Raw genomic sequence first — 19,069 nt, forward strand, 5'->3', positions numbered from 1 at the left:
GTGGCGTAGCCGCCCCAAAAACTGCAATTGCGGTGTATCTGGTATATCGAGTGCAATGGTTTCACGGCTGCTTCGCAGCCGAACGGGGATAAATCCCCTCACCACAGGTTCATCACTCGCCGTAGAACCCGGCTGAATGTCACAAGCTGGTGACATAACTCGCCCCCTTCGTTACAAGCCCGCCCCCGCCCGTTGTTTAGACTGCCCGTAGTCAAAACAACAAAAAAGGCACCCCATGGACACCTTCCAGCCTGCGTTCAGCAGTTGGCTCAACGCACCTGCCCATCAGCAATGGCTCGCGGCCGAAGGCTTGCGCCTGCTCGCATTTGCCAAGGCTTCGAAGCTTGCCGAAGGCTTCGGCAATCTCGATGAAAAGGGCCGGCTGCCGGCCAACGCCCACGCCGAAACCATGAACACCGCACGCATGACCCACAGCTTCGCCATGGCGCATATCCAGGGCTTGCCGGGTTTTGCCGAGCTGGTCGATCACGGGATCCAGGCGCTCAGCGGCCCGTTGCGCGATGCCGAACACGGTGGCTGGTTTGCAGTGGCCCATCATCGCGATGGCAACGCCGGCAAGGCCGCTTACCTGCATGCTTTCGTTGCGCTGGCGGCGAGTTCCGCCGTGGTTGCGCAACGCCCCGGCGCACAAGCGTTGCTCGATGACGCGATCAACATCATCGACACGCATTTCTGGAGCGAGGAGGAGGGCGCGATGCGCGAGTCCTTTGATCGCGACTGGAGCGCTGAAGAAGCCTACCGCGGTGCCAACAGCAACATGCACGCCACCGAAGCCTTTCTCGCCCTGGCGGATGTCACTGAAGACAACCGTTGGCTGTGCCGTGCTCAACGGATCGTTGAACGAGTGATCCATGGTCACGCCGCTGCCAACGACTACCTGGTGGTCGAGCATTTCGATCGCGACTGGCAGCCGCTGCGCGAGTACAACCACGACAACCCGGCCGACGGTTTCCGCCCATACGGCACCACGCCGGGCCACGGTTTCGAATGGGCGCGGCTGTTGCTGCACCTTGAAGCCGCGCGGGTTCAGGCCGGCATGCTCACGCCGGGCTGGTTGGCGACCGACGCGCAAAAACTCTTCGATCACAACTGCCGTCACGGTTGGGATGTCGACGGTGCGCCGGGCATTGTCTACACCCTCGACTGGGACAATCGCGCGGTGGTTCGCCATCGTTTGCACTGGACCCATTGCGAAGCCAGTGCCGCCGCCAGCGCGTTGCTTAAACGCACGGGCGACGAGCAATACGAAACCTGGTACCGGTTGTTCTGGGAATTCTGTGACAGTCATTTCATCGACCGTTGCGATGGCAGTTGGCACCATGAACTCGATCCGCAAAACCGCCCGAGCGCCGATATCTGGGCCGGTAAACCGGACCTGTATCACGCCTGGCAAGCCGTCCTGATCCCGCGCCTGCCGTTGGCGCCGAGCATGGCCACAGCCTTGGGGCAGTTGTCCCAGAGCGCTCCTGTGTAACCATGTGGTGACATTCAAGCGTCCCTTCGTTACCTGCGAGGGGATAACTCCTGTTTAAAATCCTATGCAGCGCAAGCACCAGACTTGCATGCATAACAACAAGAAAGGTAATTCTAGATGAATGCGATTTCTCGCCTCGCTACTGTCATTTCTCTTGCCTCATTGCTTCCAATCTCTGCATTCCCTGTCAGTGCGCTTGCCGCCGATTCCAAAGGTTCGGTAGAAGTCGTTCACTGGTGGACCTCCGGTGGCGAAAAAGCGGCCGTCGATGTCCTCAAGGCCCAAGTCGAAAAAGACGGTTTCACCTGGAAGGACGGCGCAGTCGCCGGTGGTGGCGGTGCTACGGCCATGACCGTACTCAAGAGCCGCGCCGTTGCCGGTAACCCGCCGGGCGTTGCACAGATCAAAGGCCCGGACATCCAGGAATGGGCGTCTACCGGTCTGCTCGACACCGACGTCTTGAAAGACGCTGCCAAGACCGAGAAGTGGGACAGCCTGCTCGACAAGAAAGTCTCCGATACCGTGAAGTACGAGGGTGACTACGTGGCCGTGCCGGTGAACATTCACCGGGTCAACTGGCTGTGGATCAACCCGGAAGTCTTCAAGAAAGCCGGCATCGAAAAAACCCCGACCACCCTTGAGGAATTCTACGCCGCCGGTGACAAGCTCAAGGCTGCGGGCTTCATTGCCCTGGCCCACGGCGGGCAGCCTTGGCAGGACAGCACCGTGTTCGAAGCGGTGGTCCTTTCGGTCATGGGCGTCGACGGCTACAAGAAAGCCCTGGTCGACTTGGACAACGCCGCACTGACCGGTCCTGAAATGGTCAAGGCGCTGACCGAGCTGAAGAAAGTCGCGACCTACATGGACGCCGACGGCAAAGGCCAGGACTGGAACCTGGAAGCAGCCAAGGTCATCAACGGCAAGGCCGGCATGCAGATCATGGGTGACTGGGCCAAGAGCGAGTGGACCGCAGCCAAGAAAGTCGCCGGCAAGGACTACGAGTGCGTAGCGTTCCCGGGCACCGACAAGGCCTTCACCTACAACATCGACTCCCTGGCGGTGTTCAAGCAGAAAGACAAGGGCACTGCTGCCGCGCAGCAGGACATTGCCAAGGTCGTGCTGGGTGAAAACTTCCAGAAAGTCTTCAGCATCAACAAAGGTTCGATCCCGGTTCGAATCGACATGCTGAGCGACATGGGCAAGTACGGTTTCGACTCCTGCGCCCAGACCGCTGCGAAGGACTTCCTGGCGGACGCCAAGTCCGGCGGCCTGCAGCCGAGCATGGCGCACAACATGGCGACCACGCTGGCGGTACAAGGCGCGTTCTTCGATGTGGTGACCAACTTCATCAACGACCCGAAAGCCGATCCGGCGACTGCCGCCAAGCAACTGGGCACGGCCGTCAAAGCTGCCAAGTAATGCTTGGCCCCTGTAGGAGCGAGCTTGCTCGCGATGGCGGTGTATCAGTTGATACATCCAGAGTCTGACACTCAGCTATCGCGAGCAAGCTCACTCCTGCAGGGGGAAGCATTTCCAACGTAAATTTTCTTTTCGTACGGGATCTTCCCATGAGTTCTGTTGCTGTGTTCAGCAAGGCCTCGCCGTTCGATGCACTGCAGCGCTGGCTCCCGAAACTGGTGCTGGCGCCCAGCATGTTCATCGTCCTGGTGGGCTTCTATGGCTATATCCTGTGGACGTTCATCCTGTCGTTCACCACCTCGACCTTCCTGCCGACTTACAAGTGGGCGGGCCTGGCGCAGTATCAGCGGCTGTTCGACAACGACCGCTGGTGGGTCGCGAGCAAGAACCTGGCCGTGTTCGGCGGCATGTTCATCGGCATCACCCTGGTGATCGGTGTGCTGCTGGCAGTGTTTCTTGATCAGCGCATTCGTCGCGAAGGTTTCATTCGCACCATTTACCTGTACCCGATGGCGCTTTCGATGATCGTCACCGGTACTGCCTGGAAATGGCTGCTCAACCCGGGCATGGGCCTGGACAAATTGTTGCGGGACTGGGGCTGGGAAGGCTTTCGCCTGGACTGGCTGATCGACCCGGATCGCGTGGTGTATTGCCTGGTGATCGCTGCGGTCTGGCAGGCCTCGGGTTTCATCATGGCGATGTTCCTCGCCGGCCTGCGTGGGGTTGATCAATCGATCATCCGTGCCGCCCAGATCGATGGCGCGAGCATGCCGCGTATTTACCTGAAAGTGGTGTTGCCGAGCCTGCGCCCGGTGTTCTTCAGCGCGGTCATGATCCTGGCCCACATCGCGATCAAGAGTTTCGACCTGGTGGCGGCAATGACTGCCGGCGGCCCGGGTTACTCCTCCGACCTGCCTGCGATGTTCATGTATTCCTTCACCTTCAGCCGCGGCCAGATGGGCATGGGTTCGGCCAGTGCGATTCTGATGCTCGGTGCGATTCTCGCAATCATCGTGCCTTACCTGTACTCCGAGCTGAGGACCAAGCGCCATGACTAGTTTCTCTGCCAAACCTTCCATCAGCCTGAGTCGCATCGCGATCTACGGCGTGCTGATCCTGGCCGTATTGCTTTACCTGATACCGCTGGTGGTCATGCTGTTGACCAGCTTCAAGACGCCGGAAGACATCAACTCCGGGAACCTGCTGAGCTGGCCGACCGTGGTCAGCGGCATCGGCTGGGTCAAGGCCTGGGGCACGGTGGACGGGTACTTCTGGAACTCGATCAAGATCACCGTCCCGGCGGTGCTGATCTCCACCGCCATCGGTGCACTGAATGGCTACGTGCTGTCGATGTGGCGCTTCCGTGGCTCGCAACTGTTCTTCGGTTTGCTGCTGTTCGGTTGCTTCCTGCCGTTCCAGACCGTCCTGCTGCCGGCCTCGTTCACCCTCGGCAAAATGGGCCTGGCCAGCACCACCACCGGCCTGGTGTTCGTCCACGTGGTCTACGGCCTGGCGTTCACCACGCTGTTCTTCCGTAACTACTACGTCAGCGTTCCCGATGCGCTGGTGAAGGCGGCGCGGCTCGATGGCGCGGGTTTCTTCACCATCTTCCGCTTGATCATCCTGCCGATGTCCACCCCGATCATCATGGTCTGCCTGATCTGGCAGTTCACCCAGATCTGGAACGACTTCCTGTTCGGCGTGGTGTTCTCCAGCGGTGATTCGCAACCCATTACGGTGGCGTTGAACAACTTGGTCAACACCAGTACCGGGGCCAAGGAATACAACGTTGATATGGCGGCGGCGATGATCGCCGGGCTGCCGACCCTGCTGGTCTATGTGGTCGCAGGCAAGTATTTCGTGCGCGGGCTGACGGCCGGCGCAGTCAAGGGGTAATCATGGCTACGCTCGAACTTCGCAATGTAAACAAGACCTATGGCCCCGGCTTGCCGGACACCCTCAAGAACATCGAACTGTCGATCAAGGACGGTGAGTTCCTGATTCTTGTCGGACCTTCGGGTTGCGGCAAATCGACCCTGATGAATTGCATCGCCGGCCTGGAGACCATCACCGGCGGCGCGATCATGATCGGTGACCAGGACGTCAGCGGCATGAGCCCGAAAGACCGCGACATCGCCATGGTGTTCCAGTCCTACGCGCTGTACCCGACCATGAGCGTGCGCGAGAACATCGCCTTCGGCTTGAAGATCCGCAAAATGCCCGCCGCCGACATCGAAGCGGAAGTGGCGCGGGTATCCAAGCTGCTGCAGATCGAACACCTGCTCAATCGCAAGCCCGGTCAGCTCTCCGGTGGTCAGCAACAGCGCGTGGCCATGGGGCGTGCCCTGGCGCGTCGGCCGAAGATCTATCTGTTCGACGAGCCGCTGTCCAACCTTGACGCCAAGCTGCGCGTCGAGATGCGCACCGAAATGAAACTGATGCACCAGCGCCTGAAAACCACCACGGTCTACGTGACCCACGACCAGATCGAAGCGATGACCCTGGGCGACAAGGTTGCGGTGATGAAGGACGGGATCATCCAGCAATTCGGTACGCCGAAGGACATCTACAACAACCCGGCCAACCTGTTCGTGGCGAGCTTCATCGGTTCGCCGCCGATGAACTTCATCCCCCTGCGTTTGCAGCGCAAGGAAGGTCGTCTGGTGGCGTTGCTCGACAGCGGTCAGGCCCGCTGCGAATTGCCAATGGGCATGCAGGACGCCGGTCTCGAAGACCGCGAAGTGATCCTCGGCCTGCGCCCGGAGCAGATCGTTCTGGCGGGCAGCGAGCCGAACGGGTTGCCGACCATTCGCGCCGAAGTCCAGGTCACCGAGCCGACCGGTCCCGACACCCTGGTGTTCGTCAATCTCAACGACACCAAAGTCTGCTGCCGTCTGGCGCCGGACGTCGCGCCGAACGTGGGCGAAACCCTGACCCTGCAATTCGATCCATCGAAAGTGCTGTTGTTCGATGCCAAGACCGGTGAACGCCTGGGGGTGGCTGGTCAGCCAAAAGCCGAGAGCCACAACGCCAACGTCGCGCAATTCAAAGGCCGCTGAAGATCAAAAACTGTAGGAGCCAGGCTTGCCGGCGAAGGCGATTTCAGGGACGCCTTCGCCGGCAAGCCTGGCTCCTACAGGGGGATATGCGGTGAGCGGCCTGTCGCTCTCCGCACCTGATGTAACCGCGTTAAATAAAAACAGTTAATAACAATAAAACGAGGATGTAGGGATGAAGAAGAACAACAACGCTCAGCTTATCTGCCAGTTGTCCGCGGTTGCGGCCATGATGCTGGCCGGTAGTGTGCACGCGGCTGACGCGTTCAGCGCCGATTCGGAGTGGATGACCGGGGACTGGGGTGGCGAGCGTACCAGGCTGATCGAGCAGGGTATCGACATCAAGATGGACTACGTCGGTGAAGTGGGTGGCAACCTTCACGGCGGCTTCAACGACGACAAGACTGCGCGTTACTCCGACCAGTTTGGCCTGGGCGTGGCGCTGGACCTGCAAAAGCTGTGGGGCTGGGATAACACCCAGGCCAAGGTCCAGTTCACCAACCGTAACGGTGAAAACATCTCCAATGACCGCGTCGGCGATCCGCGTGCCGGCACCTTGAGTTCCTCCCAGGAAGTCTACGGCCGTGGCCACATGGTCCGTCTGACCCAACTGTGGATCAAGCACCAGTTCCTCGACGGCAAACTGGACGTCAAGGCCGGTTACTTCGGCGAAGGCGAAGACTTCAACACCTTCCCTTGCGAGTTCCAGAACCTGGCGTTCTGCGGTTCCCAAGCGGGTAACTGGGCGACCAACATCTGGTACAACTGGCCGGTCATGCAGGCTGCGGTCCGCGTGAAGTACAACATCTCGCCTGAGTGGTATGCGCAGATCGGTGCGTACAACCAGAACCCGTCGCAACTGGAGCACGGTAACGGCTTCAAGCTCAGCGGCAGTGGTACCAAAGGCACCGTTTTGCCGGTCGAGCTGGTCTGGTTGCCTAACCCTGGCAACCTGCCGGGCGAATACCGTGTCGGTTACTACAAAAGCACGGCCAATGCCGATGACGTCCGCGAAGATGCCAACGGCAATGATGCGGCCACCAGCGGCAACGCCTATCGCAGTCACGATAGCAAGTCCGGCTACTGGTTCGTGGCGCAACAACAACTCACCAGTCACAACGGTGACAAATCCCGCGGCCTGAACATTGCTGTCAACGCGACCTTCCACGACAAGGACACCAACTTCGTCGACAACTACCAGTCGCTGATGCTGGTGTACAAGGGCCCGTTCGATGCACGTCCGAAGGATGACTTCGGTATCGGTGCCGCCCGTATCCATGTCAACGATGACGTGAAGAAAAACTCAGAGTTGGTCAACGCCTCCAACAATGTCACTGACTATCAGGACCCGCTGTTCGCGCCGCTGCGTAACACTGAGTACAACTACGAGATCAACTACGGCTTCCACGTTACCAACTGGCTGACCGTGCGTCCCAACCTGCAATACATCACTCACCCGGGCGGTGTGGATGAAGTCGACAACGCGCTGGTGGCCGGCCTGAAAATTCAGTCGGTGTTCTAACGCTGTTGCGATAAGCTCCTCTCTATGTGCGCATTTTTGCGGACAGCCTTGGCTGTCCGCTTTTTTTTGGGGGCTTACAAGGAATGTCATGTCTTGCGCGATTGTGGCGAGGGGGCTTGCCCCCGTTGGATTGCGAAGCGATCCCAGGAATCCACTGTGATTGACCTGAAGGAATGAGCAGGCTGATTTTACGACTGCTTCGCAGCCGAACGGGGGCAAGCCCCCTCGCCACAGTGGTTCACTGGGCACAAAAGAATGAGTACACCCATGATTTTCAGGACCGTGGCACATGCATGAGCATCCGCTACAACGCTTCTTCAAATCCTTGCGCGAACGTCCGGTGTTTGCGTGGGAGCGCTATCAGAAGCGCGACGTGTTGGTGATCGACCATCCGCTGTGCCAGGCGGTGTTCAGCCGACAGGGCGCGCAGTTGCTGCACTTCCAGCCAAAGGGCCAGAAACCCTGGCTCTGGTGCGCGGCGAAGTGGCCGCAGGTCGGTGCGATTCGTGGTGGCGTGCCGGTGTGCTGGCCGTGGTATGGCCGTCATCCCAGCGAAAACGCCTGGCCTTCCCATGGCTGGGCACGGTTGATCGACTGGAAGCTGCTCGATAGCAGCCATGACGACGATGGCGTGCGTCTGCATTGGCAACTTCAGCTGTGCGACTGGCAAGTGGACTTGCATGCACACCTGGGCGAACGCATGGAATTACGCCTGAGCACCGAGCATCAGGACAGCCTGCCGTGCCAATTGAGCCAGGCGTTGCATGCGTATTGGCGTATTGGTGACGTGGGTGAGATAGCGCTGTCCGGGCTCGACGGGGCGCAGGGTTATGACCAGTTGAACCGTCAGATTTGTCATCAGGAAGGCGAATTGCGGGTGGAGGGTGGCTGTCAGCGGGTGTTCCAGCATGACGGCGAATTACAGCTCAAGGACCACGCCTGGCAGCGCGAGTTGTGCATCGATACCGGTGACCATGCGGACACGGTGGTCTGGCATCCGGGCTCGCGGCCGTTGCTGGGGGTGAGCTGGAACGAGATTTCAGAATTTGTGTGTGTCGAGGCGGCGAGTGGCGGGACCGATAGCCTGAGCCTGGCGCCGGGGCAGAAGGCTCATCTGAGTTTGCAGGCAAGGGTCGGGGCTTGAGACCATGATCGTTCCCACGCAGAGCGTGGGAACGATCAATGTTGCGCTAGTTGAATTCATCCCCAACCGGATACCGACTCGCATTCAGGCTCTCTTTGATCTTGCGCAAATGCGGCTGGAAATCCACGCCCCGGCGCAAGGTCATGCCGGTGGCCAGCACATCCAGCACAGTCAGCTGAATAATCCGCGACGTCATCGGCATATAGATGTCGGTGTCTTCCGGCAACGGAATGTTCAGGCTCAAGGTACTGGCCTTGGCCAATGGCGAACCTTCTGCGGTCAAACCCAGTACCGAAGCGCCGTTCTCCCGGGCGATACGCGCGACTTCCACCAGTTCGCGGGTGCGGCCGGTGTAGGAAATAATCACGAACAACTCGCCGGTATGCGCCACCGACGCAATCATGCGCTGCATCAGCACGTCGGCATGGGCAGTGACCGCCAGGTTGAAGCGGAAGAACTTGTGCTGCGCATCCAGCGCCACCGGCGCCGAGGCGCCAAGGCCGAAGAAGTGGATCTGCCGGGCCTGGATCAACAGGTCGACGGCGCGGCTGATCAGGTTCGGGTCCAATGCCTGCAAGGCACTGTCCAGCGACGCGATGGCGCTGCCGAAAATTTTCTTGGTATAGGCTTCCGGATTGTCATCCGCCTCGACCGCACGGCTGACATACGCCGCGCCGCTGGCCAGGCTCTGGGCCAGTTGAAGCTTGAGTTCCGGGTAGCCACTGACGCCGAACGAACGGCAGAAACGGTTGACCGTCGGCTCGCTGACCTTCGAGGCCTGGGCGAGGGCGGCGATGCTGAACCGGGTGGCCTGCTCTGGGTTGAGCAGGATCACTTCGGCGACTTTGCGTTCTGCCTTGTTCAGGTCTTCAAGGCGATTCTGGATTTGTTCCAGTAAATTTCGCACGCGGTCCATATGGTTTCCTAGGTTCGCCTACAAGAGTGCTCTGCGATGCAAGCAAGCGTGCTGCTATGCAAATTGGGACTTTGATACTGCCCCAAACGGTGGCCTATCCTACTGATGGCTCCGACCGACCACCACTCGGAATCTGTATTTTGCGAAAATGTTGTGGTTATTACTACATTTTCCCTTGAGTGATGCCTTGAAAAAAGGTATTTGTAGCTTAACTTGATAAAAGAACAAACATCATGCCTTCGATTACGGTTGAACCGTGCACCTTTGCCTTGTTCGGCGCCCTCGGCGACCTGGCCCTGCGCAAACTGTTTCCTGCCCTTTATCAACTCGATGGCGCAGGCCTGCTGCATGAGGATACGCGGATTATCGCGCTGGCCCGTGAGCCGGGCAGCGAGCAGGAACACTTGGCGTTCATCGCCTCCGAACTGCGCCGTTATGTAGGTGCCAAAGAGCTGGACGAAGCTGTGGTCGAACGCTTCCTGGCCCGTTTGAGCTACCTGCATGTCGACTTCCTCAAGGCTGACGATTACGTCGCCCTGGCCGAAATGGCCGGCAGCGCCCAGCGTGTGATTGCCTACTTCGCCACGCCGGCCGCCGTTTACGGCGCGATCTGCGAGAACCTGTCGAAGGTCGGCCTGGCTGAAAACACCCGCGTGGTGCTGGAAAAACCCATCGGTTCGGACCTGGAATCCTCGCGCAAGGTCAACGATGCCGTGGCGCAGTTCTTCCCGGAGAACCGCACCTACCGCATCGATCACTACCTGGGCAAAGAGACCGTCCAGAACCTGATCGCCCTGCGTTTCGCCAACAGCCTGTTCGAAACCCAGTGGAACCAGAATTACATCTCCCACGTGGAAATCACCGTGGCCGAGAAGGTCGGTATCGAAGGCCGCTGGGGTTACTTCGACAAGGCCGGACAGCTGCGGGACATGATCCAGAATCACCTGCTGCAACTGCTCTGCCTGATCGCCATGGACCCGCCGGCCGACCTGTCTGCGGATAGCATCCGTGACGAGAAAGTCAAAGTGCTCAAGGCCCTGGCGCCGATCAGCCCGGAAGGCCTGACCACACAAGTGGTGCGTGGCCAGTACATCGCCGGCTACAGCGAAGGCAAACCGGTGCCGGGCTACCTGGAAGAACCGAATTCGAACACCCAAAGCGACACCGAAACCTTCGTCGCCCTGCGTGCCGACATCCGCAACTGGCGCTGGGCCGGCGTGCCGTTTTACCTGCGGACCGGCAAGCGCATGCCGCAGAAGCTGTCGCAAATCGTCATCCATTTCAAGGAACCGTCGCACTACATCTTTGCCCCCGAGCAGCGCCTGCAAATCAGCAACAAGCTGATTATCCGCCTGCAGCCGGACGAAGGCATTTCCTTGCGCGTGATGACCAAAGAACAAGGCCTGGACAAGGGCATGCAGCTGCGCAGCGGTCCGTTGCAGCTGAATTTTTCCGACACCTGGCGTAGCGCACGGATCCCCGATGCCTACGAGCGGTTGTTGCTGGAAGTGATGCGCGGCAATCAGAACCTGTTTGTCCGTAAAGATGAAATCGAAGCCGCGTGGAAGTGGTGTGACCAGTTGATCGCCGGGTGGAAAAAATCCGGTGATGCGCCCAAGCCTTATGCGGCTGGGTCCTGGGGACCGATGAGCTCCATTGCTCTGATCACGCGGGATGGGAGGTCGTGGTATGGCGATATCTAACTTGCAACTGCCTCAGGGCGTCAGCGCCCATGAGTTCAAGAGCCCGGTGCTGCTGGCCGATGGTCTGGCGCTGAATGTGGCCAAGCAATTGAGTGACGCCATCGACGCTCGCGGCAGCGCGACGCTGGTGGTGTCCGGTGGCCGCAGCCCGGTGGCGTTTTTCCAGAACCTGGCAAAGCAGAAACTGGACTGGTCCAAGGTGGTCATCACCCTGGCCGACGAGCGTTGGGTGCCGGTCGAGCATGCCGACAGCAATGCCGGCCTGCTCAAGCGCTACCTGTTGCAAGGCCCGGCGGCCAAGGCTCAGTTTCTGAGCCTGTACAGCGCCACCGCGAACCTTGAGCTGGCAGCCGAGCAGGCCGACCGTTTGCTCGCCGAGTTGCCGCCGATCGACGTGCTGATACTCGGCATGGGCGATGACGGGCACACCGCTTCGCTGTTCCCCAACAGCCCGAACCTGATCGATGCCTTGAAAGTCGACGGCACCCGTCGGTGCTATCCGATGCTGGCGCCAACCGTGCCGCATCAGCGCCTGACCATGAGTCGTGCGCTGCTGGCCTCGGCCAAGACCACCGTTCTATCGATTTCCGGTCAGTCCAAACTGACCACCCTGAGTGCCGCATTGGCCGGTGACGATGTCGCCGCCATGCCGATTCGCGCGTTTCTGCAACCTACGTTAGAGATTTACTGGTGCCCATGAGCCAAGGAACAGCCGCTATGACAACCCCATCCCCGACCGTTTCCATGGCGGACAAAGTTGCCCTGATCGACAGCCTCTGCGCCAAGGCGCGGATCCTGCCAGTGATCACCATCGCTCGCGAACAAGACGTCCTGCCACTGGCCGACGCCCTGGCCGCCGGTGGCCTGACTGCGCTGGAAGTGACGTTGCGTTCGCAGTTCGGCCTCAAGGCCATCCAGATTCTGCGTGAGCAGCGTCCGGAGCTGGTGACCGGTGCCGGTACTGTGCTGGATCGCACTATGCTCGCCGCTGCTGAAGCGGCCGGCTCACAGTTCATCGTCACGCCGGGCATTACCCGTGACCTGCTCGAAGCCAGCGTCGACAGCCCGATCCCGCTGTTGCCAGGCATCAGCAACGCGTCCGGCATCATGGAAGGCTATGGCCTGGGTTATCGCCGCTTCAAGCTGTTCCCGGCTGAAGTCAGCGGTGGCGTTGCGGCTATCAAAGCCCTCGGCGGCCCGTTCGGTGAAGTGAAATTCTGCCCGACCGGCGGCGTCAGCCCGGCCAACATCAAGAGCTACATGGCGTTGAAAAACGTGATGTGCGTGGGCGGTAGCTGGATGCTGGATCCCGAGTGGATCAAGAACGGCGACTGGGCCCGCATTCAGGAATGTACCGCCGAGGCATTGGCGCTGCTGGACTGATCGGCTTTTACCAAACACTTCGTTGTGTGTTCTACGGCTTTACGGTGCGCTTGGTCGGTGCACCGTTTTTTTTTGCCTGATGAATGTCCCTGTAGGAGCGAGGCTTGCCCGCGAAGGCGCCAGACCAGTTACCTTCAATGCTGACTGTGCCGACGCTTTCGCGGGCAAGCCTCGCTCCTACAAGGGAAAAGAGGCGATACATAGTTACCGCCTCTCGCGGCTCAACCAGCGTTAACCTGCGTTCATCTTATGGAAGAGAGAACGTCATGGACGACAACACCTCCGTTGCACCCACACCCCCGATTTACCTGCTGTCTCCCGAGCAAATCGCCGGCCCGTATTTCCGCAATCCGAAACTGATCCGGCGCAACATCAGCGAAAGCACCGATGGCATTCCCCTGGTGCTGCGACTGGCGATTGTCGATGCCATGACGGGGGAGCCGGTGACCGGGGCCTTGGTCGATATCTGGCATTGCAATGCGCGTGGTGCGTATTCGGGCTGGAGCAAGATCAACCCGGACAAGGAAGTCGATGTCGGTGACATCGGCTCGGTCCCGCGCACTGACGACGACACCTACCTGCGTGGCGGGCAATTCACCGACAAAAAGGGCGTGGTGCGGTTTACCACCATCTACCCGGGGTTCTATGCCGGCCGTACCTTGCACATCCATGTCGCCGTGCGCATCACGTCCGGCAACAATTTTCTCGACGAACGACACGTCGCCTGGGTCGGTCAGCTCTACTTTCCCGAACCCGCCTCGCGTTCAGTGCTAAACGCCCGGGAGTACAGCGGTCGATCGGTCTCGCCGCTAAGCAACAATGAAGACACTTATTACCGGGATCAGGGCGGCGAGGCCTCGACCTTGACGGTCCACACCCTCGGTCGAGACTCGAACGAGGACGGCTTCTTCGGGCACACGACCATCGGTATCGACACGTTCGCCGCATCGACGCAAATCAAGCCGGAGGACTTCGACAAGTACACGGTCTGACGTCAGCGCAGCTCGGTCAGCGCCCGGGCCAGCAGATCCATCTCGGCAGCGGTGGTTGTGAGCCCCGGCGTAATGCGAATGCATGGCCCGCTCGCCGCGCCGCTGCGGACCACGGTGAACAGGTTGTAGTCGTTGAGCAGCCGCTGGGCCATCGCCTGCTGATCGGTATGCCGGGTAAAGCGCATCGAGGTAATGCCGCAATACAGTCGCGGGTCATCCGGTGTCATGACCTCGATCCCCGGTAGCTCGCGAACCGCGTTGACCCACCGGTTGCGCAGGTAGTTGAGGCGTGTGCTCTTGGCAGCGGCGCCGCCCATGGCGAGATGCTCCTCGAACACCAGCGGCAGCGTCAGCAGGGCCGGGATGTTCGGCGTGCTGTAGGACGTGCGGGCGCGAATATCGGTGACCGGGAAATGCATCTCGCCCATGTCCGGGTCGATGTCGGCCAAGCGCTCGGGGGCGATGTAGATAAAACCCTGCGTCAGGGGCGCGCCGATCCATTTGTGCAGATTGAAGCCGGCGAAAGAAACGCCAAGCTCGTCCAGGTTGAACTCGATCTGGCCCAGGGCGTGCGCGCCGTCGAGGATTACGTCGATGTCGTGTTCTTTGGCGGCGGCAGCAATGGTCTGCACGGGCATGACCAATCCGGTGCGATGGGTGACATGGGTCAGGGCCATCAATTTGAGCTTTGGATAACGCGCGAAGGTGTCGCGATAAGTGGCCAGCAAGCTGTCGAAAGTTGTGGGATGCGCGTGGTCGATTTCGATCACTTCCACGCCGCGATGCCGCGCCAGCCAACGCATCGCGCCTTTGACCGTGTCGTACTCCAGATCGCAAATCAGCACCTGATCACCCGGTTGAAGGCGATTGTAATTGCGGATCAACGATTGCAAACCGTCCGAGGCGTTGCGGGTGAGGGCCACGGTTTCGACTGGAACGTCGATCAGGCTGGCGAGCTGTGCCCGGATCTCAACACTTTCGATCTGTTCGAAGCGCTGGCGCACATGCACCGAGTTGCTGCGGTTGATCAGTTCGATGTTGCGCTGGTACTCCTCGACCACGGTGCGCGACATGCGCCCGAAGTACCCGTTTTCCAGGTTGATGGGCCCGGGTTCGACGGCGTAGCGGTCGGCAAAGGTCTTCCAGAAGTGTTCATCACGGGCGCGGCGGGTGTTGTCGGGCATGGGCTACTCGATTTCGGCAATGTCAGTGGCGCGGGGCAGGTTTGCCGTGTTTGGCGCGCAGCGGTTCGAGCAGGTCCGACAGACCGTTGTGGTCGATCTCCTGCATCAGGGCCAGTAATCCCCCCAGTTCGCCATGGGGGAAACCCTCCCGGGCGAACCAGTTCAGGTATTGGCCAGGCAGGTCGGCAATGATTCGACCCTTGTATTTGCCGAAGGGCATTTCACGGGTGATCAACAGTTCGAGCTTTTCAGGGTTCATCTATCGGTCGTCTTGATTCATCAGGCAGGAAAAATACAGGCATTCTGCATGGAGGCCAATTGACAGTTCATGCAAAAGAAGCGGATACAGATTTTGTCTTTAAGTCTAAGTTGTTGAAATATAACGGTTAAATTATCAGTTCGAAGCTGGCATGCAGGGTGCAACAGCTATTGCATCTTTCATCAACCCGCAAGGAATTGAAAAATGACCGACATGAATAAAGAAGCGATCTCTGTACTCAATGACCTGATTGAAACCAGCAAAGACGGTCAGGAAGGGTTCAAGACTTGCGCTGAAGACATCAAACACCCTGAACTCAAAACCTTGTTCGTGCAACGTTCCGCTGACTGCGCAACCGCTGCTGCCGAACTTCAGAGCGCCGTGCGTTCGATGGGTGGCGATCCCGAAACTTCCACCAGTGTCAGCGGTGATCTGCACCGTCGTTGGGTCGACGTCAAAGCGATGTTCACCGGCAAGGATGAAGAAGCCGTGCTGAACGAAGCCGAACGCGGCGAAGACCATGCACTGAAGGCTTACAAAGAAGCCATGGAAAAAATCAACAAGCACAACCTGGTGGGCATTCGTGACATGGTTGAACGTCAGTACCACGGCGTGCAACGCAATCATGATCAGGTAAAAGCCCTGCGCAACCAGGCTCGCGCACGCTCTTAAAGCGCTCATTGCCTGTCAAAAACGCCAGCCAGTCTGGCGTTTTTTTGTGTCTGGGATTTAACGCTGGACGGGATATAGATAGCTCGCTAATAATTTGTTTTTCAAGTGACTTCAGTGAACCCGACTATCGTTAAAAACGTCATTTCAAGAGTCTTCTACGTGCCTATCACTTTGCAGGCTTTGTTTGCGCCTGACCGCCGCGCCCTACAGTTCGCGATCAAAACCTTGATCGGTGGTGGCCTGGCTCTGTGGCTGGCCTTGCGCTGGGGCCTGGAGCAACCCGCCTGGGCACTGATGACGGCGTTCATCGTCGCTCAGCCCTTGTCCGGAATGGTGGTGCAGAAGGGGCTGGCGCGGCTGCTGGGCACGCTGGTCGGCACCATCATGTCAGTGGTGTTCATGGGGTTGTTCGCCCAGACGCCCTGGCTGTTTCTACTGGCATTGGCGTTGTGGCTCGGGCTGTGTACGGCGAGTTCGACCTTGCTGCGCAGTGCCTGGTCCTATTCATTTGTGCTGGCCGGTTACACAGTGGCGATCATCGCGTTGCCGGCCATTACCCATCCGCTGACAGTGTTCGACCAAGCCGTGGCACGTTGCACGGAAATCTGTCTGGGCATCCTTTGCGCCACGGCGGCCAGCGCGTTGCTGTGGCCGATGCGCGTCGAGCGACAACTGGCGGATCAGGCGCGAGCAGCCTGGAACAGCGGGATGAATGCTGCGCGTGCAACGCTGGCCGGCGATGCTCAGGCACGCAAGGGTTTGCTGGAAATCCTTGGGCGAATCGTCGCGGTCGATGCCCAGCGCGAACATGCCTGGTTTGAAGGTGGCCTGGGTCGGCAACGGGCACGAGCCATCAGCGGCTTGAGCCAGAAGCTCTTGATGCTGCTGCGCATCGCCCGTTCGGTGCGCCGTCAGTGGAAGCAGTTGGAACCACAAGAAGCCGAGCAACTGTTGCCGTGGATGACCGAGGTTCAGGTTGCGCTCAGCGGCGACGATACCGCGACCCTGCAAGCGTTGCGGCCGAGGTTGCTCGATGCTTCCCATGATCGGCAGATCAGCTCGGCGCAGAGTTACTGCCTGGCCCGTTTCACCTTGCTGCTCGATACCGCGATGGCGGCCACCGCGGCGTTGAAAGCGGTGGAGGAGGGGCGCGAAACGATCGATCCTCCACGCACCCTGACGCCGCACCGCGACCTGTCATTGGCGCTGGTGTTCGGCGCGCGCAGCGCCTTGGCGTTTCTGGTGGTGTCGTGCTTCTGGCTGGCGACGGCCTGGCCCGCCGCGTCCGGCGCCTTGGTGCTGACATGCGTGGTGTGCAGCCTGTTTGCCAGTCGCGAGAACGGTGCGCAGATCGGCATGAGTTTCATGCGGGGCATTTTTCTGGCGATTCCGACGGCGTTTTTCGTCGGGCAAATTCTGCTGCCGCAATGGAGCGGATTTGCCTTGCTCTGCATGGGCATGGGCGTGCCGTTGTTTTTCGGAGCGCTGGGCATGGCCAAGCCGCAGATCGGCGCCACGGCCACTTCGTTCTGTCTGCATTTCATCGTGCTGGTGTCGCCGCTGAACGTGATGAAATTCGACGTCGCCACGTTCTTCAACAGCGCCCAGGCGATGGTGGTCGGTGTCGGCGCGGCGGTGCTGGCGTTCCACTTGCTGATCCTGCGTAACCCGGCGTGGCATGGCCGCCGCTTGCTGGCGGCGACGCTCGACGATCTTGTGCGGCTGACCCGACGTAACCTGCGGGGTGCCGAAAGCTGGTTTGGCGGACGGATGGCCGACCGCTTGCTGCAACTGGCGCGGCACTACCCCGAGTTGCCGGAACCGGCGCGCAGTCGCTGGGATGACGGCTTGCTCGGCCTCGATATCGGCGATGAATTGCTGCATCTGCGGTTGAGCCTGGCGGTGGCGCAAGTGCCGGTCAGCGCACCTCAACGGCGTTATCTCGAGCAGCTGGAAAAAGTCCTTGAGCATGGCCCTGCGGGCAACCGCGCCGATGCGCTGGAGCAACCCAGCGAAGCCTTCTTGAAGACCTTGTACGCGTTGCCGCCCAGCGATGCCGTGAAACTGGCCCAGGGTGCCGTGCTGCAATTGCAAAGCAGCTGGCGCGCCTGGTGCCGTCAACAGGAGCAAAGCCATGGGCTTGCGTGAATGGTCGGTGGGCGGCGTGCTGCTCAGTCCGTTTCTGATTTATGTGTTGCTGGCGCTACTGGTCACCGGAGCCTTGCGCATGCTGTTGCGCCTGACGCCGGTCGGCCGCTGGATCTGGCACGAAGCATTGTTTGATTGCGCCTTGTACGTCTGTGTATTGACCCTGATCACCGTCGTCCTCGGACCTTTATAAGGAGTTGAAAATGCGTACCCCCGTACGTGTCGCGGTAACCCTGTGCCTGGTGGCGGTGGCGATCTTTGCCGGTTTCCATTTGTGGCAGTACTACATGCTCACGCCCTGGACCCGGGATGCGCGGATCCGCGCCGACGTGGTGGTCATCGCCCCGGACGTCTCGGGGTGGGTGCGTGAGCTCAAGGCGTTCGATAACCAGCGGGTCAAGGCGGGCGATCTGTTGCTGAGCATCGATCGTGATCGTTTCGAAGCGGCGCTGGAGAAGGCCCAGGCGGTGGTGCAGACCCGCCAGCAACAACTCAATCTGCGCGAACGCGAAGCCAGTCGCCGCGCCAGCCTTGGGCCGCAAGCCATCAGCGCCGAGCTGCGCGAGAACGCGCAAATCAACGCCGGCATCGCCCGGGGTGAATTGCGTGAAGCTCAGGCTGAAGCCAAGGTCGCGGAACTCAATCTGGCGCGCAGCCAGGTCCATGCGCCTCGCAGCGGCCACATCACCAACCTGCGCCTGGCCCAAGGCAACTACGTGAATGCCGGGCAACCGGTGATGGCGTTGATCGATGATTCGACCTTTTATGTGCAGGCGTATTTCGAAGAAACCAAGTTGCCGCGGATTCGGGTTGGCGATCCGGTGAAGGTCTGGTTGATGAGCGCGGGGGAAGCGCTGGAAGGGCACGTGGAAAGCATCAGCCGCGGGATTACCGATCGTAATACCACGCCGGATGGGCAGTTGTTGGCGGAGGTAGAACCGACGTTCAACTGGGTGAGGCTGGCGCAGCGGATTCCGGTGCGGATCAAGATTGATAAATTACCGGAAGGGATGAATTTGAGTTCGGGGATGACGGCGAGTGTGCAGGTGCAGGAGGGTAACCGCTGATCGTTCCCACGCTCTGGTGTGCACCCCAAAAGTTGGACACGACCGATGGGGTGTTTCATGGGAAAGTACACGATTCAAGCGAAGCTATCAGCGGTACAGGATTATTGCG

General features: G+C 59.8%; 18 protein-coding genes. 15 read left to right on the forward strand and 3 right to left on the reverse strand.

Translation table 11 applies throughout. The features are described 5' to 3' along the window. The first annotated feature begins 235 nt into the window (after positions 1–235). The 7 genes from ACIQV9_RS25160 (at position 236) to ACIQV9_RS25190 (ending at position 8,636) form a co-directional block, all read left to right on the forward strand. Positions 236–1,495, forward strand: a complete 1,260-nt coding sequence (locus ACIQV9_RS25160; protein ID WP_403107315.1) for an AGE family epimerase/isomerase — start codon at positions 236–238, stop codon at positions 1,493–1,495. 117 nt (positions 1,496–1,612) lie between these two features. Continuing rightward, on the forward strand, positions 1,613–2,914 hold the full coding sequence (locus ACIQV9_RS25165; protein WP_403107317.1) for an ABC transporter substrate-binding protein: 1,302 nt from the start codon (positions 1,613–1,615) through the stop codon (positions 2,912–2,914). A gap of 149 nt (positions 2,915–3,063) precedes the next feature. After that, the gene (locus ACIQV9_RS25170; protein WP_010457390.1) at positions 3,064–3,972 is read left to right on the forward strand and encodes a carbohydrate ABC transporter permease; all 909 of its coding nucleotides are present in this window, start codon (positions 3,064–3,066) and stop codon (positions 3,970–3,972) included. Next, positions 3,965–4,810 (forward strand): carbohydrate ABC transporter permease, encoded by an 846-nt coding sequence (locus ACIQV9_RS25175; protein WP_403107319.1) that lies wholly within the window; start codon positions 3,965–3,967, stop codon positions 4,808–4,810. Before ACIQV9_RS25170 ends, ACIQV9_RS25175 begins: the two co-directional genes overlap by 8 nt. 2 nt (positions 4,811–4,812) lie before the next feature. Next, complete coding sequence (locus tag ACIQV9_RS25180) at positions 4,813–5,973, forward strand: ABC transporter ATP-binding protein (protein ID WP_403107321.1); 1,161 nt, start codon at positions 4,813–4,815, stop codon at positions 5,971–5,973. A 172-nt stretch (positions 5,974–6,145) separates the two neighbouring features. Further along, entirely contained in the window at positions 6,146–7,492 is a 1,347-nt protein-coding gene (locus tag ACIQV9_RS25185; RefSeq protein ID WP_403107323.1) for a carbohydrate porin, read from the forward strand. 289 nt (positions 7,493–7,781) lie between these two features. Beyond that, positions 7,782–8,636 (forward strand): D-hexose-6-phosphate mutarotase, encoded by an 855-nt coding sequence (locus tag ACIQV9_RS25190; protein ID WP_403107325.1) that lies wholly within the window; start codon positions 7,782–7,784, stop codon positions 8,634–8,636. A 46-nt stretch (positions 8,637–8,682) separates the two neighbouring features. On the opposite strand, the gene ACIQV9_RS25195 is transcribed toward ACIQV9_RS25190, so the two are convergent. Continuing rightward, a complete protein-coding gene (locus ACIQV9_RS25195; protein ID WP_172825977.1) occupies positions 8,683–9,543 on the reverse strand; it encodes a MurR/RpiR family transcriptional regulator in 861 nt (286 codons plus the stop codon). Positions 9,544–9,785: 242 nt separating this feature from the next. Between ACIQV9_RS25195 and zwf the strand changes: the two genes are divergently transcribed. The 4 genes from zwf to ACIQV9_RS25215 all read left to right on the forward strand — a co-directional run bounded on the left by zwf (position 9,786) and on the right by ACIQV9_RS25215 (position 13,630). After that, entirely contained in the window at positions 9,786–11,255 is a 1,470-nt protein-coding gene (gene zwf / locus ACIQV9_RS25200) for a glucose-6-phosphate dehydrogenase (protein WP_090187336.1), read from the forward strand. Then, a complete protein-coding gene (gene pgl / locus ACIQV9_RS25205; protein WP_403107327.1) occupies positions 11,242–11,955 on the forward strand; it encodes a 6-phosphogluconolactonase in 714 nt (237 codons plus the stop codon). Before zwf ends, pgl begins: the two co-directional genes overlap by 14 nt. A gap of 17 nt (positions 11,956–11,972) precedes the next feature. Beyond that, positions 11,973–12,638 (forward strand): bifunctional 4-hydroxy-2-oxoglutarate aldolase/2-dehydro-3-deoxy-phosphogluconate aldolase, encoded by a 666-nt coding sequence (locus ACIQV9_RS25210; RefSeq protein WP_403107329.1) that lies wholly within the window; start codon positions 11,973–11,975, stop codon positions 12,636–12,638. 266 nt (positions 12,639–12,904) lie between these two features. Then, a complete protein-coding gene (locus ACIQV9_RS25215) occupies positions 12,905–13,630 on the forward strand; it encodes an intradiol ring-cleavage dioxygenase (protein WP_403107331.1) in 726 nt (241 codons plus the stop codon). Between the two features lie 2 nt (positions 13,631–13,632). On the opposite strand, the gene ACIQV9_RS25220 is transcribed toward ACIQV9_RS25215, so the two are convergent. Further along, complete coding sequence (locus ACIQV9_RS25220) at positions 13,633–14,814, reverse strand: aminotransferase class V-fold PLP-dependent enzyme (protein WP_403107333.1); 1,182 nt, start codon at positions 14,812–14,814, stop codon at positions 13,633–13,635. Between the two features lie 22 nt (positions 14,815–14,836). Beyond that, positions 14,837–15,073 carry a DUF3820 family protein gene (locus ACIQV9_RS25225; protein WP_010457368.1) on the reverse strand — a complete coding sequence of 79 codons (237 nt, stop codon included), beginning with the start codon at positions 15,071–15,073 and terminating at the stop codon, positions 14,837–14,839. Between the two features lie 204 nt (positions 15,074–15,277). Between ACIQV9_RS25225 and ACIQV9_RS25230 the strand changes: the two genes are divergently transcribed. The 4 genes from ACIQV9_RS25230 (at position 15,278) to ACIQV9_RS25245 (ending at position 18,960) form a co-directional block, all read left to right on the forward strand. Next, positions 15,278–15,745, forward strand: coding sequence for a PA2169 family four-helix-bundle protein (locus tag ACIQV9_RS25230; RefSeq protein WP_403107335.1), 468 nt, complete (start codon positions 15,278–15,280; stop codon positions 15,743–15,745). Positions 15,746–15,904: 159 nt separating this feature from the next. Continuing rightward, positions 15,905–17,893: an FUSC family protein gene (locus tag ACIQV9_RS25235; RefSeq protein ID WP_403107337.1), complete on the forward strand. Its 1,989-nt coding sequence runs from the start codon at positions 15,905–15,907 to the stop codon at positions 17,891–17,893. Next, complete coding sequence (locus ACIQV9_RS25240; RefSeq protein WP_008151119.1) at positions 17,880–18,086, forward strand: DUF1656 domain-containing protein; 207 nt, start codon at positions 17,880–17,882, stop codon at positions 18,084–18,086. The genes ACIQV9_RS25235 and ACIQV9_RS25240 overlap by 14 nt, the downstream gene beginning before the upstream one ends. 10 nt (positions 18,087–18,096) lie before the next feature. Beyond that, a complete protein-coding gene (locus ACIQV9_RS25245) occupies positions 18,097–18,960 on the forward strand; it encodes an efflux RND transporter periplasmic adaptor subunit (protein ID WP_403107339.1) in 864 nt (287 codons plus the stop codon). Positions 18,961–19,069: the final 109 nt, after the last annotated feature.

The organism is Pseudomonas sp. NPDC099000 (assembly GCF_044759925.1).
In the GTDB taxonomy this organism is placed as follows: domain Bacteria; phylum Pseudomonadota; class Gammaproteobacteria; order Pseudomonadales; family Pseudomonadaceae; genus Aquipseudomonas.

Coding starts and splice junctions, on each gene's coding strand:
- ACIQV9_RS25240 (WP_008151119.1), top strand. CDS start 17,880: ATGGGCTTGCGTGAATGGTCGGTGGGCGGCGTGCTGCTCAGTCCGTTT.
- ACIQV9_RS25180 (WP_403107321.1), top strand. CDS start 4,813: ATGGCTACGCTCGAACTTCGCAATGTAAACAAGACCTATGGCCCCGGC.
- ACIQV9_RS25170 (WP_010457390.1), top strand. CDS start 3,064: ATGAGTTCTGTTGCTGTGTTCAGCAAGGCCTCGCCGTTCGATGCACTG.
- pgl (WP_403107327.1), top strand. CDS start 11,242: ATGGCGATATCTAACTTGCAACTGCCTCAGGGCGTCAGCGCCCATGAG.
- ACIQV9_RS25245 (WP_403107339.1), top strand. CDS start 18,097: ATGCGTACCCCCGTACGTGTCGCGGTAACCCTGTGCCTGGTGGCGGTG.
- ACIQV9_RS25165 (WP_403107317.1), top strand. CDS start 1,613: ATGAATGCGATTTCTCGCCTCGCTACTGTCATTTCTCTTGCCTCATTG.
- zwf (WP_090187336.1), top strand. CDS start 9,786: ATGCCTTCGATTACGGTTGAACCGTGCACCTTTGCCTTGTTCGGCGCC.
- ACIQV9_RS25175 (WP_403107319.1), top strand. CDS start 3,965: ATGACTAGTTTCTCTGCCAAACCTTCCATCAGCCTGAGTCGCATCGCG.
- ACIQV9_RS25225 (WP_010457368.1), bottom strand. CDS start 15,073: ATGAACCCTGAAAAGCTCGAACTGTTGATCACCCGTGAAATGCCCTTC.
- ACIQV9_RS25215 (WP_403107331.1), top strand. CDS start 12,905: ATGGACGACAACACCTCCGTTGCACCCACACCCCCGATTTACCTGCTG.
- ACIQV9_RS25210 (WP_403107329.1), top strand. CDS start 11,973: ATGACAACCCCATCCCCGACCGTTTCCATGGCGGACAAAGTTGCCCTG.
- ACIQV9_RS25160 (WP_403107315.1), top strand. CDS start 236: ATGGACACCTTCCAGCCTGCGTTCAGCAGTTGGCTCAACGCACCTGCC.
- ACIQV9_RS25220 (WP_403107333.1), bottom strand. CDS start 14,814: ATGCCCGACAACACCCGCCGCGCCCGTGATGAACACTTCTGGAAGACC.
- ACIQV9_RS25185 (WP_403107323.1), top strand. CDS start 6,146: ATGAAGAAGAACAACAACGCTCAGCTTATCTGCCAGTTGTCCGCGGTT.
- ACIQV9_RS25190 (WP_403107325.1), top strand. CDS start 7,782: ATGCATGAGCATCCGCTACAACGCTTCTTCAAATCCTTGCGCGAACGT.
- ACIQV9_RS25230 (WP_403107335.1), top strand. CDS start 15,278: ATGACCGACATGAATAAAGAAGCGATCTCTGTACTCAATGACCTGATT.